The 12532-nt window shown below is 70.0% G+C and carries 14 protein-coding genes; 12 read left to right on the top strand and 2 right to left on the bottom strand.

Annotated elements, in window-relative coordinates; genetic code table 11:
• The first annotated feature begins 114 nt into the window (after positions 1 to 114).
• From KPL59_RS07145 to KPL59_RS07120, 6 genes are all read left to right on the top strand, one after another.
• Entirely contained in the window at positions 115 to 1746 is a 1632-nt protein-coding gene (locus tag KPL59_RS07145; protein WP_226358441.1) for a bifunctional 3-(3-hydroxy-phenyl)propionate/3-hydroxycinnamic acid hydroxylase, read from the top strand.
• Between the two features lie 79 nt (positions 1747 to 1825).
• On the top strand, positions 1826 to 2278 hold the full coding sequence (locus KPL59_RS07140) for a nuclear transport factor 2 family protein (RefSeq protein ID WP_226360303.1): 453 nt from the start codon (positions 1826 to 1828) through the stop codon (positions 2276 to 2278).
• Entirely contained in the window at positions 2275 to 2721 is a 447-nt protein-coding gene (locus tag KPL59_RS07135) for a cupin domain-containing protein (protein WP_020622364.1), read from the top strand. Before KPL59_RS07140 ends, KPL59_RS07135 begins: the two co-directional genes overlap by 4 nt.
• A 4-nt stretch (positions 2722 to 2725) precedes the next feature.
• Positions 2726 to 3622, top strand: coding sequence for a VOC family protein (locus tag KPL59_RS07130; protein ID WP_226360302.1), 897 nt, complete (start codon positions 2726 to 2728; stop codon positions 3620 to 3622).
• Between the two features lie 58 nt (positions 3623 to 3680).
• Positions 3681 to 4394: a GntR family transcriptional regulator gene (locus KPL59_RS07125; RefSeq protein ID WP_226358414.1), complete on the top strand. Its 714-nt coding sequence runs from the start codon at positions 3681 to 3683 to the stop codon at positions 4392 to 4394.
• 41 nt (positions 4395 to 4435) lie between these two features.
• The gene (locus KPL59_RS07120) at positions 4436 to 4819 is read left to right on the top strand and encodes a tyrosine-type recombinase/integrase (RefSeq protein ID WP_226360301.1); all 384 of its coding nucleotides are present in this window, start codon (positions 4436 to 4438) and stop codon (positions 4817 to 4819) included.
• A 761-nt stretch (positions 4820 to 5580) separates the two neighbouring features.
• On the opposite strand, the gene cutA is transcribed toward KPL59_RS07120, so the two are convergent.
• Entirely contained in the window at positions 5581 to 5928 is a 348-nt protein-coding gene (gene cutA, locus KPL59_RS37450; RefSeq protein WP_226360300.1) for a divalent-cation tolerance protein CutA, read from the bottom strand.
• Positions 5925 to 6530, bottom strand: coding sequence for a helix-turn-helix transcriptional regulator (locus KPL59_RS07110; protein ID WP_226360299.1), 606 nt, complete (start codon positions 6528 to 6530; stop codon positions 5925 to 5927). Before KPL59_RS07110 ends, cutA begins: the two co-directional genes overlap by 4 nt.
• A 169-nt stretch (positions 6531 to 6699) precedes the next feature.
• On the opposite strand from KPL59_RS07110, the gene KPL59_RS07105 reads away from it, so the two are divergent.
• The 6 genes from KPL59_RS07105 (at position 6700) to KPL59_RS07080 (ending at position 12498) form a co-directional block, all read left to right on the top strand.
• A complete protein-coding gene (locus tag KPL59_RS07105) occupies positions 6700 to 7122 on the top strand; it encodes a plasmid replication, integration and excision activator (RefSeq protein WP_226360298.1) in 423 nt (140 codons plus the stop codon).
• A gap of 140 nt (positions 7123 to 7262) precedes the next feature.
• Positions 7263 to 7616 carry a WhiB family transcriptional regulator gene (locus tag KPL59_RS07100; RefSeq protein ID WP_226360297.1) on the top strand — a complete coding sequence of 118 codons (354 nt, stop codon included), beginning with the start codon at positions 7263 to 7265 and terminating at the stop codon, positions 7614 to 7616.
• A 190-nt stretch (positions 7617 to 7806) separates the two neighbouring features.
• On the top strand, positions 7807 to 9396 hold the full coding sequence (locus KPL59_RS07095; protein WP_226360296.1) for an FtsK/SpoIIIE domain-containing protein: 1590 nt from the start codon (positions 7807 to 7809) through the stop codon (positions 9394 to 9396).
• Between the two features lie 101 nt (positions 9397 to 9497).
• The gene (locus KPL59_RS07090) at positions 9498 to 11111 is read left to right on the top strand and encodes a helitron helicase-like domain-containing protein (protein WP_226360545.1); all 1614 of its coding nucleotides are present in this window, start codon (positions 9498 to 9500) and stop codon (positions 11109 to 11111) included.
• Between the two features lie 14 nt (positions 11112 to 11125).
• A complete protein-coding gene (locus tag KPL59_RS07085; RefSeq protein ID WP_226360295.1) occupies positions 11126 to 11341 on the top strand; it encodes a helix-turn-helix domain-containing protein in 216 nt (71 codons plus the stop codon).
• The gene (locus tag KPL59_RS07080) at positions 11338 to 12498 is read left to right on the top strand and encodes a site-specific integrase (RefSeq protein ID WP_226360294.1); all 1161 of its coding nucleotides are present in this window, start codon (positions 11338 to 11340) and stop codon (positions 12496 to 12498) included. Before KPL59_RS07085 ends, KPL59_RS07080 begins: the two co-directional genes overlap by 4 nt.
• Positions 12499 to 12532 lie beyond the last annotated feature (34 nt).

Genomic DNA, 12532 nt, shown 5'->3' with positions numbered 1-12532 from the left:
AAGAGTCGATTCTCTTGGCAAGACTCATTTCTACACTTGACGATTCGACTCCTGAGTGGCTTCATGGGGCGGCCCGGCCACCGTCGGATCGGGCGGAGGAGGGATCGCGTGTCGATGACGCCGCCGGACCGAGAGGTCGACGTCCTGGTCGTCGGTGCCGGCCCGACCGGCCTGACCCTCGCCGCGCTGCTCGCCGCGGACGGCACCCGGGTCCACGTCGTCGACGCTGCCACCGACCCCGTCGACGAGCCCCGGGCGATCGCGTTGGCGGACGAGTCGTTGCGCACCGCGCACGCCCTCGGACTCGTCGACGACCTCCGGCCGGACCTCGTGTGGGTGTCCGGTTCGCGCTACTACGGCGCGCGCGGTCAGCTGCTGGTCCGCACCCAGCCCGCCGTGATGCGTCAGGGCTTCCCGGTCAAGACGCTGTTCGACCAGCCCGGATACGTCCGGGTCTACCGCAAGGCGGTCGAGGACGCCCCGACGGCGTCACTCGAGTACGGCTGTGCGGCGACCGCGCTGACCCAGGACGCGGACGGCGTGGACGTGACCCTCGACGGCCCGTCGGGGCTCCGGACCCTGCGCGCCCGGTACGTCGTCGGGTGCGACGGCGGGAAGAGCCTGGTGCGCGCCTCGCTCGGCGTCCGGATGACCGGGTCGAGCCAGAAGCACCCCTGGATCGTCCTGGACCTCGTCGACGACCCCCGGGACCACGGCGACACCGAGTTCCACTGCGATCCGCGTCGTCCACACGTCGTCGTCCCCGGCAGCGGCGGACGCTGCCGGTACGAGTTCATGCTCCTGCCGGGCGAGCGCGCCGAGGAGGTCCTGCGGCCGGAGTTCGTCGCCGAGCTGGTGGCGCCGTTCCGCACGGTGCGGCCCGACCAGGTGCAGCGCGCGGCGGTGTACGTCGCCCGCCAGCTCGTCGCCGAGCGCTGGCGGGTCGGCCGCGTCTTCCTCGCGGGCGACGCGGCGCACCTCATGCCGCCGTTCGCCGGTCAGGGCCTCAACACCGGCATCCGGGACGTCCGCAATCTGAGCTGGAAGCTCTCCGCCGTGGTGGCGGGCCGGGCCACGGACGGGGTGCTGGACAGCTACGAGACCGAACGGCGGCCGCACGCGACCGCGATGGTCCGCTTCTCGCACCGCCTCGGCGCGCTCGTGATGACCGGGCGGCCCCGCCGCGCCACGGTGCGAGACCTCCTCCTGCGCGCGCTGCGGCTGGTCCCGCCAGTGCACCGCCACGTCACCGAACTGCGGTTCGTGCCTCGCCCGGACATGTCCCGGGGTGTGGCCGTGCCCGCCGTCGGGCCCGCCGAGGGCTCGCTCGTCGGTTCGCCCCTGCCGCAGGGCCCGGTCATCGACGAGGCGGGCGCCATCGGTCTGCTCGACGATGCGCTGGGCGCCGGCTGGGCGCTGGTCGTCCTGACCGACGCCCAGTCGGCCGCGGTCCCCGATCCCGTGCACCGGCTCGCCGCCCGCATCGAGGCCGCGGTCGTGGTCGTGTTGCCACGCGGGCGGATCCCGCGCCGGCGGCCCGACGGCACCGTCGTGGCGGAACAACAGCCTGCCCTGCACCTCGACCCCGCTCCGGGCGGAACAACCAGGTACCTGCTCGTGCGCCCGGACCGCTACGTCGCCGCCGACTTCACCGCAGCCGACACCCCGGCGGTCGCCGACGCCCTCGCCCGCTACTACCCCACGCCCGCGACACAGGCGGTCGACGATCGGACGGTGGTCGCGTGAAGGCGGCGTCGGCGCATCGGCGCACGGAGAGCGGCAGACACCTCGGCACGATCGTCCTCGCGGCGGAAGGAGCACGCACATGACCGTGACCAACGAGCCGAACCGGGTGACCGCGGAGGTCAGGGCCGGGATCGAGGAGCTCGTCGCCGAGCACGCCTGGGTCCTCGACCACGGCGATCCCCGGCTTCTCCCCGAGCTCTACACCGACGAGGGCCAGCTGCGCGGCCTCGGTGACCCCCTGGTCGGACGGGCCGCCCTGCAGCGCTGGGCCGACCGGCGCGCGACCCTCACCGAACGGACCTCCCGGCACGTGCACACCAACCTCCGGCTGCGGTCCGGCGAGGACGGCACCGTCGGCGGCACCCTGATGACGCTGCTCTACCGCCACGACGGCGAGGGCACGGGCCCGAGCTGGCCGATGCTCGTGCTCGACTACACCGACGTCTACGCCCGGGAGGGCGATCGGTGGCTGTTCGCGTCCCGCTCGATCGAACGGGTCTTCACCGACCCGGACCGCGAGGCGGCCCGATGACCACGGAGCACACGCCGGGTGCCGGTCCCCTGCCCGGGCGGCCGAAGGCCTATCGGTTCGATCAGATGCCCGTGGAGCTGCTCACGCCGGGGCTCTCCCGCTCGGGGATCCGCAGCGACGGATCGCTGGTGACGATCAACTGGTTCGAGCCCGGGTTCCGCAGCTCCGGCCAGCACTCGCACCCGTTCGACCAACTCAGCTTCGTGCTCAGCGGCACGCTGGAGTTCTTCGTCGGGGACGAGGTCTACGTCCTGGAGGCGCCCGCGGTGCTGCACATTCCCGGCGACGTCCCGCACGGCGCCCAACCCGTCGGCGACGAGCGGGTCCTCAACATCGACATCTTCGCGCCCGTCCGCGACGACTACCGCGCCCTCACCGCCTACCAGGACGCCGAGCACGCCGACCGGTCACCGTCCCTGCAGCCCCGACAGAACAAGGAGTAGCACCGTGCACCAGGACCTACAGCTGGGCTACCTCGTGCTCGAGGTGTCCGACCTCGACGCCTGGTCGGAGTTCACGACGAGGACCCTCGGCATGTCCGTCGACGGCGCTCCCTCCGAGGACGCCCTGCGGGTGCGGATGGACGAGCTCCAGCAGCGCTTCCTCGTCCGGCGGGGACCCGCCGACGACGACGTCGCCGTCGGGCTGACGGCCCTCAACGGCCAGGTGCTGCAGCAGATCCTCGACCGGGTGACGGCCGCCGGTGTGCCCGTGCGCGAGTGCGACGAACAGGAGGCGCGAGACCGGCGGGTCAAGAGGCTGTACACCTTCACCGCGCCGGGCGGGATCACCGTCGAGCTCGTGAGCGCGCCGTACCACTCCCGGGAGCCCCTGGCGGCCCCGCTGGTGCCCGGTGGGTTCCTCACCGGGGCGCAGGGGCTGGGGCACGCGGTCTTCATGGTCGACGATCTGGACGAGGCGCTGAGGTTCTGGACGGGGGTGCTGCCGTTCCGCGTGTCCGACACGTCGGGGCAGGAGACCCCCAACGGCGTCTCCCACGCCGCGTTCCTGCACTGCAACCGGCGACACCACAGCATCGCGCTCGTGCAGCGCCCTGCCCGCTCCACCTATCCGAAGAAGCTGCTGCACTTCATGGTCCAGGCCAACTCCCTCGACGCCGTGGGCATGGCGTTCGACCGCGCGATCGACGCGGACCTGACGATCAACCGGAGCCTCGGGCGCCATCCCAACGATCGGATGTTCTCCTTCTACGCGACGACTCCGAGCGGATTCGACTACGAGTTCGGGTGGGGCGCCGTCGAGGTCGGCGAGGACTGGGCGGAGGATCACTACGACCACATCAGCGCCTGGGGTCACCGTCCGTTGCCCCGGCCGGTCCGATGATCCGCTCGGCGCGACGCCGCGGTCCGCGGCGGCCGGACGGACGAGGGGCTCCCTGACGATGGCCCGTCGAGGAGGGGCCGAGACCCTCGGCCTGGACGTCTACCAACGCCTCCGCCGAGCCGTGCTCGACGGCAGGCTGCCGCCCGGGCACCGGCTCAAGCCCGCGGAGCTGCGGCAGGAGTTCGACGTCAGTGTGGGGGTCGTGCGGGAAGCGCTGACCCGGCTGACCGAGCAGCGTCTGGTGACCAGCTCGCACAACCAGGGTTTCCGGGTCGTGTCCCTGTCCCGCCGCGAGCTCGGCGACCTCACGGAGCTGCGCGTGGTCAACGAGAGCCTCGCCCTGCGGTTGGCGATCGAGCGCGGCGACCTCCGGTGGGAGTCCGAGGTGCTCGCCGCCCACCACCGCCTCACCCGCACCCCGCGCCGCGCGCCCGACAACCCCGATCTGATGACCGACGACTGGTCCGCGGCCCACCGGGCCTTCCACCACACACTCATCGCCGGGAGCGGGTTCCCCCTGCTCACCGACTTCTGCGAGCAGCTGTCGGACACGATGGAGCTGTACCGCCGCTGGAGCGCGCCGGCGTCGGGCGGGAAGCGGGACGTCGACGAGGAACACCGGCGCATCGTCGACGCGGCTCTCGCCCGGGACGTGCCGGCAGCGCTGGAGGCGCTCCGCGCCCACTACGAGACGACGACCGCCATCGTCCTGGCCAGCGGGTTGACCCCCGACCAGGGCCACGCCGCGGAGACCCACGCCCACGAACTCTGAGTACCGACGAGGACATCCATGTCGACGCTGCCAGACGCACTGTGGCCCTGCCAGCCGCGATTCTCCCGGAGATTCGCGAGCACCTGCGGTTGTACGCCGAGCCCGGTTCCGACGGCCGGCTATTCGTCGGCCCCAAGGGCGCGTCGCCCCGTCGCAGCGCGTTCAACAAGATCTGGAAGAAGGCAGTGCGGACGGCGGGAGCCAACCCGGTGCTGCACCTGCACGATCTGCGGCACACCGGCGGGACGTTGGCCGCGCAGACCGGCGCGACGTTGCGCGAGGTGATGTCCCGCATCGGGCACGGCAGCGCACGGGCGGCGCTCATCTACCAGCACGCGACCAGCGAGCGCGACCACAGGATCGCCGAGGCGCTGGACCTGATGATCCGTGAGGCGCGAGCCGCCGGAGAGGAGGCCGCGAGCTGACCTCCGGCCACTGATCTGGCACGAATCTGGCACGAACGCCGAACGGCGCCCCTCCCAAGATCGGGAGTGGGCGCCGGTTCCGCTGGTAGAACCACCTGAGCGGGCGACGGGAATCGAACCCGCGTAGCCAGTTTGGAAGACTGCGGTCAATGCCCTGCCCACCTGCGCGATCTGAGCCGGTCGACTGACCGTGAGTGGCCGTGAGTGACCGTGGTTCCCCGCCAGTACTCGCACGCTCGTTGCACGACCGGCCCCGTGGGGTTGTCTTTTTTCCCACGCGCCCGGCCTGCTGGTGATCTCCTCGCGGCGCGGGTTCACCCCTGCCAGACCGAGGGGTGGGGTGCAAGGCACGGGGTTCAGCCTTGCACCCCACCCCTCGGTCTGGTTGCCGTCTCGGCGCGCCGTGAGGAGATCGCCAGCCCCGCCGCACTCCCCCTGATCTCCGAGCGGTGTCGGGTCCGGGCGGAGCCCGGCCGCCGGAGGCATCCCGGGCGGCACGCCCGGCCTACAGGACTGACGACGGTCCGCATCGACGCCTGGCGTGACGCGGAGCAAGGGCAGCGGCGGCCATCGTGCAGGCGTGCCGTCGGCGTCTCTGGGGTTCAGGCGGCTGCCTGGTGGCTTGGGGTCGGGTAGCCGAGCCCGCCGCCGCGAACGGGCCGGAGGTGTAGTGAGCGAGCGGCGGGGGCGGCGTGGCCGACCCCGCGCCGCCGGAGGCGGCGCCTTGATCCCCTAAAGCACAATTCGGCAACACACACGACCTAGCCAGACGCTGGCGGCTCGGTCTGCTCGCGGATCCAAGCCAAGTAGGTCGGACTGCCGTCGTGGATCGGCCGAGCGCTCACGCTAGGGAGGTCGTAGGGGTGCGCCCCCATGACGCGTTCGACAATGGCCGGAACGAGGCTGCGACGAGTATGCAAGGCAGCGCGCCCCTCGGTGCAGTCATGGACCTCATCGCCCCACCGGTACGTCGAGTGAACGGGCTCGAAGTTGTGGACATTTGATGCAAGCCGATCGATGACAAGAGTGCGGGTGAACCAGCGAAGCCAATCGGGATCAGGTGCAGTGAGCACGACTTCGCAGAGCTCTACGGAACCAGTCGCCGTCATGCTGTGCCGCCACGTACGGCGATGAGCTCACTCATGGTGCGCGCGGAGTCCTCGCGAGTGGAACCCATCGTGGCCCACCCCGTCATGACCTGATCGTCGTAGCCAAGCCCCACCCACCGACCAGTGAATTCGATGCCGTGTGGGTGCATGACAAGGAACATCGTGCCCTTCGAGCGAACAGCGCCATCTGCTGCGGCGTACCAGCCAGTCATAATCTGGTTGTCCCAAAGACGCAGCTCGCCGGACCACAGGTATCCGCCCTCAGCCTGGCTGAGCCCCCGCTGGATCGCGGCGATGTGGATCAGGTGACCTTCCTGGCGCATGTGGACGGGCTGGGTGGCGATCTTCTCGACTCCATCGCGGGTGGTTTGCCAGGAAGCCCACCTGTCCCCAGTCAACGAGACGCGGCCGGGTGCGCGACCAGCCAGTTCACTGACCGAAACTCCGAGAGCATCAGCAATAGTTAGAGCAACCGACACGAGAGGCTGCTGCTCCCCTGCTTCGTAGCGCCGGATTTGGCGGGTGTCGACCCCAGCCACCCGCGCTAAATCAGCCTGCGACATGCCGAGGTCTGCTCGTCGCCGACGGATCACATCGCCCATCTCCACGCTCCTTATCGTCGCAGGACCTCCTAGCCCTTGACAGCCGGACTAGTTCGCCTCATCATAGGTCTAGTTAGTCCTCCAGGAGGGCGCGGTCGTCCCCTGGCAGGTCCGGACTGACTGCGGCAGGCGCAACCGCCTCGCCGACGACCCCCAAAGGAGGCGCCAGATGGCACGCAGTAACAGGTTTGTGGTGGCGATGGGTGATGTGTTCCCGCTGGGGGCGTTCGTGGTGTCGGAGGTGGAGGCGGTGCGGGATTTTGAGAAGTCCGGGCCGGGTCGGCCGGTGCAGCAGGTCGATCGGGAGTCGGGGTTGCCGGTGTGGTCGGTGTCGGTGCTGGATGCTGATCCGGAGGCGCGTCGTTCGGAGAAGACGGTGGTGGTGAAGATCGCTGCGGCGCATCAGCCGGTGCCGCCGGAGGCCACAGCGGGGTTGCCGTTTCGTCCGGTGGAGTTCGACGGGCTCACGGTGACCCCGTACGTGCAGGAGACCGGCGGGCGTCCGCGTGTGGCTTACAGCTTTCGCGCGGCGGGGATGCGCGCCCCCGGCCCCCAGCGTGGACATACGGCCAAGAACCAGGACGCCGCCTGACAAGCACTGTCGGACCAGGCGATATGTGTGGGAGAGCCCGTTAGTGGCGGGCTCCCCCACCGAGTCTTCCTTGCCGTGTGTTGCTGCCGTGGCAGGCAGTTGATCAACCCGGAACCAGCGTGGAAGGACACCGATCCTAGATGAACACCGGACTTTCTTCACCCCCTCCTGCCCTGCCCCGGGCGCTTCACGGTGCTGAACGTCATCGCTGGCGGGCCGGGGCGGCGTGTCGCGGGATGGACACCGAGTCGTTCTTCCCCACCGACACCGCTCCGCACGCCGCCGAGCCTGCGTTGGAGGTGTGTCGTGGTTGCCGGGTCCGCAGTATGTGTCTGGTCGAGGCGCTGCTGGTCGAAGACCCGGCCCGCCGCTACGGCGTCCTCGGCGCCACCACCCCACAGGATCGACGGCGGCTGCACCGCACCGCTCGGGTCGCCGCCCGCCGGAGCACCGCCCCTGCTGCCGTTCCCACACCGGGGAGCGCGGCGGCATGAACACCGACACGACCACCGATGTCGTTACCGGGGAGGACACGGTGCGGTGCGAGGTGTGCCTGACCCCGCTGAGCGCGGTATCTCAGGGGGACGGGCGTCGGTGTAGCGACCATCATGACCAGCTCGCGTTGGTTCCCCTCCTTGCCGTGTGCGCTCCGCGTCGTTCCCCGGAACAGGACGGAGAGCGTCGATGAGCACGACAGGTTCTCTCGTTGTTGCCGGTCTGGCGACGGTGGTGGTGCTCGCTGGTCTGCATTGGGTGGGGCAGTTCCTCGGCCGGATCGCCGAGGGCGTGGCGACGGTCGCGGTCGTGTTCGTCACCGTCTGGTTGGCCTGCAAGGTCGTCGTGATCGTGACGGTGTGGGTGGTTCGGCATTGGCGCACCACGATCACCGCTGCGGTCGCTGTGGTGTGGTGCTCGCTGCTCGGGTGGCCCTCGCTGGTGGTCACCATCGCTGCGGTCGCTGTCGCGCTGGGGGTGTGGCGGTGGACATCGGTGGTGTCGTTCGATCGTTATGCCGGGCGTCGTCTGCGGGGGTGGTGGCTGCGCTGGCTGCTGTATGCGCCTCGGATGCCGCGCTGGCTGCGCTCCTGCAACCTGACGGTGCCGGACCGGGGCGGAGCACCGATCGCGGTGGTGAATCCATTGCGCCGCACCCCGGTCTTGTCGAGGTCGCGGCCGGTGGCTGATCAGCTCCCTCGGATTCTGGGGGTGCGCTCGGGGCCGTCGTGGGACGAGGTCCGGGTCCGCCTCGTTCCCGGGCAGACCCCGGAAGAGTTCGACACCGCCACCCGCGCCCTCGCTGTCGCGCGCAGGGTGCGGCGTTGTCAGGTGCGGGAGTTGTCCCCGAATGTGGTGTCGATCGATTTCCAGCGCCGCAACCTGCTGTCCGGGGTGGTGCGGGCGCCGGGCCTGGACACCCTGTCCGACCTGGACGGGTCGGCGATCGACCTGGAGAAGGTCTGGTCCGGGCACACCGAGTACGGCACGGACTGGCATCAGTCGTTGATCGGTGGTCACACCCTGGTCGCGGGGGCGACTGGGGCGGGGAAGGGGTCGTTGATGTGGGCGCCGTTGTGTGCGATCGCCCCCGCGATCGGTGACGGCCTGGTCCGGGTCAACGGGATCGACCCGAAAGGTATGGAGCTGGCCTACGGGCGGGGAGTGTTCCACCGCTACGCCGTCACCAGCAAAGACGCCCTCGCCCTCCTCGATGATCTTGTCGAGAGCATGGAGGCCCGTAAACGCGAGTACGCCGGGGCGACCCGCCTGGTCCCCGTCACCCGGGACACCCCGTTGGAGATCGTGGAGTTCGACGAGATCGGCGCGCTGCTGCGTTACGGCGGGGACCGCAAGACCCGCGAGGCGATCACCGACCGCGTCGCCCTGCTCACCACCCAGGGCCGCGCGTTGGGCTACACCGTGCGCGGCTATGTGCAGGAACCGACCAAGGACACCGTCCCGGTGCGGGAGCTGTTCCCCCGCCGCATCTGCCTACGCGTCGCCTCGAAGTCCCATGTGTCGATGGTCCTCGGCGATCACGCCTACGACCGTGGTGCGTGGGCCAACCGGATCGGTGAAGACGAACCCGGCGTGGGCTATCTGTTCGGCGACGGCATCCGTGAACCCCTGCGTATCCGGGCCGGGTGGGTGTCTGACGGTGCGGTCAAAGACCTAGAAGCCTTCGTCACCCGCACTTCCCCGACCGCCGGAGTGGCGCCGGTCCTGACCCTCCCCGACCCGACCGTCCACCACCGCGAGATCGGAGACGCAGCATGACCAACGCCGACACCCACACCGACAGCGCCGACACCGTGACCGACAGCGCGCCGGGGCGGGAGCCGGTCGATCAGGACACGCTCACCCGGGCGCAGAAGGCGATGCTGGCCCTGTCGCACGAGGTCGCGGTCCAGCTCGCCGAGGACCACGGCGTGTGTGTCCGCCCCCTGGCGATGCGCCGCATCGACCAATCCACCGGACGGATCGATGTCGTGCCGGTGCCGTGCGGTTCGACACGGGAAGACCAGTGCCGCCCCTGCTCAGACAAGGCCCGACGGCTGCGGATGACCCAGTGCCGCGAAGGCTGGCACCTGGAGAACGAACCCGCCGTCACACCTGCCGACCCGACGACCGCGCAGAAAGAGTTGATGGCCGCCCGCGCGGACTTCCACGCCGCCTACACTGACTGTCTCGCCGCCGGAGACAACGCCGAGTGTGATGAGATACGCGAGATCGTCGAGGACATCGACACCGAACTCCGCGCCCTCGGAGTCCGCGGACCCCTCGCCCCGCTCGACCCCCGCCCGAAGGCCATCCGCCGGACTACCCGGCGTCGTCAGGACGCCCCGAACCTGCCCCGGCGGCCTGTGGAGGACCGCACGATCGGACGGGTGTTCGGCGGGAAATATCGGCCCTCGACCTTCCTCACCCTGACCCTGGACACCTACGGCCGCGTCGACGGCAACGGCGCCGCGATCGACCCCGATACCTACGACTACCGCCGCGCCGCCCGCGATGCGATCCACTTCCCGAAGCTGCTGGACAGGTTCTGGCAGAACACGCGGCGCTGTGTCGGCTGGGACGTGCAGTACTTCGGGACCGTCGAACCGCAGAAACGCGGTGCCCCGCACTTCCACGCCGCCATCCGCGGCACCATCCCCCGCGCAGAGTTGCGCGCGATCACCGCCGCCACCTACCACCAGGTCTGGTGGCCCGCCCACGACGACATCGTCTACACCGGGGACAAGCTCCCCCGCTGGGACCACCGGCAGAAAGCCTTCGTCGACCCCGACACCCACACACCGCTCCCCACCTGGGACGAGGCCACCGACCCCGAGGTCCTCACCACGCCGGCCCACACCGTGGTCTTCGGCCCCCAAGTGCATGTGAAAGGCATCCTCGGCGGCACCGAAGAAGCCGGACGCCACATCGGCTACCTCACCAAATACCTCACCAAATCCGTCGGCCACGCCGCCGGACTCGACGACACCGCCACCACCCGCCAGCGCGACCACGCCCGACGCCTCACCGCCGAACTCGCCATCACCCCGTGTTCGCCGCGCTGCCCGATCTGGCTGCTCTACGCCGTCGCACCCAAGGGTGCCCGCCCGGAGATGACCCCCGGGCACTGCACCGGCACAGCGCACAAGCCCGAACACCTCGGCATCGCCGGACGCCGCGTCCTGGTCTCCCGCAAATGGTCCAACAAGAGCCTCGGTGATCACCGCGCGGACCGGAGCGCGTTCGTTCGGCAACTCCTCGACCACGCCGGAGTGACACCCGCCTACGCGATCGATGACGGACCCTTCAACTGGGAACCCGTGCAACCCGGCGACAGCGACGTCCCACCCCGCCCCGTCCTGCTTCTGCACGCGATCCATCAACGCCAACGATGGCGCGCCGACTACGACGCCGCCCTCCTCACCACCACCGGCCCACCACCGGACGACCGTTCGGCAATCGGGTGTTCGGCTACCCGTGATCAGGCCGCGTAGCAGGGACGCCGTCGATGACGCAGTACCTGACCGTGGCCGAGACCGCCCGCTACCTGAACACCTCCCCGCGTTTCGTGCGGCGCCTGGTCGCAGCCCGACGGATCGCGTTCTACCGCATCGGACGGCATGTGCGCTTCGCCGTGACCGACCTCGACGCCTGGCTCGCCCAAGGCCGGGTCGAACCGTTCCCCCACCGACCACACCCACACCCCCGGCGAGGAACGCGATGACGGCGAACAAGACGAGTCGGCGCCGGTTCGGCTCCATCCGCCGCCTGCCCTCCGGGCGGTATCAGGCCAGCTACCCCACCAACAGCGGGCAACGCCGCACCGCCCCGGGAACCTTCGACCGCAAAGGCGACGCCGCCCAATGGCTCACCCTCGTCGAAAGCGACATCCTGCGCGGTGACTGGTTCGACCCCGCCCTGGGCCAGCTACCCTTCCATGACTTCGGGGAGCAGTGGATCACCGAACACCGCGTCAGCGCCCGCACCCGCGAGGAGTACCGCAGCATCTGGCGCCACCACATCGACCCGTTCCTCGGCCCGATCGACCTCGCCGAGCTGACCACCGCAGTCATCCGCACCTGGCGCACCACCCTGCTCGCTGCCGGACGCTCCGAAGACCGCACCGCGAAGGCCTACCGCCTCGTCCGCGCCATCTGCACCACCGCCGTCGACGACGGCCGGATCACCCGCAACCCCTGCCGCATCAAAGGCGCCGGTGAACACCGCACCCCCGAACGCCCCACCGCCACCATCGGCCAGGTCTTCGACCTCGCCGCCGCGATGCCACCCCGCTTCCACGCCCTGATCCTGTCCGCCGCGTTCACCGGACTGCGCTGGGGAGAACTCGCCGGGCTACGCCACTGCGACCTCGACCTGAACACCGCCACCCTCCACGTCCGACGACGCCTGGCCCAACTCAGCCGAGGCGGCCTCCGACCCGGGCCACCCAAATCCGCCGCCGGTATCCGCACCCTCTCCCTGCCCCCGTTCCTCGTCGAGGTCCTCACCACCCACACCGCCGCCTACTCCGGCCCGCCACCGGACGGACTGATCTTCTGCGGACAACGCGGCGGCATGCTCCGACGCGGGAACTTCGGCCGCGCAACCGACTGGCCCACCACCGTGGTCAAGACCGGGCTCCCCACCGGTTTCCATTTCCATGACCTACGTCACACCGGTAACCATCTCGCTGCTACTGCTGGGGCCAGCACCCGCGAACTCATGCACCGCATGGGCCACGGCACCATGCGCGCCGCACTGATCTACCAACACGCCACCACCGAACGCGACCGCCGCATCGCCACCCAGATCGCCGCACTGGTCGACCGCGAACGCCGACCCCACACCGATCAGGACATCGAGGCCGACGACGACGGCTGAGTCGTCAGAGAGTTCACCGGCGGCTTCCCTCATC

The sequence above is a fragment of the Pseudonocardia sp. ICBG1142 genome (assembly GCF_020496255.1).
Taxonomy (GTDB): Bacteria; Actinomycetota; Actinomycetes; order Mycobacteriales; family Pseudonocardiaceae; genus Pseudonocardia.
This window is presented reverse-complemented; position numbering and strand designations above follow the sequence as displayed.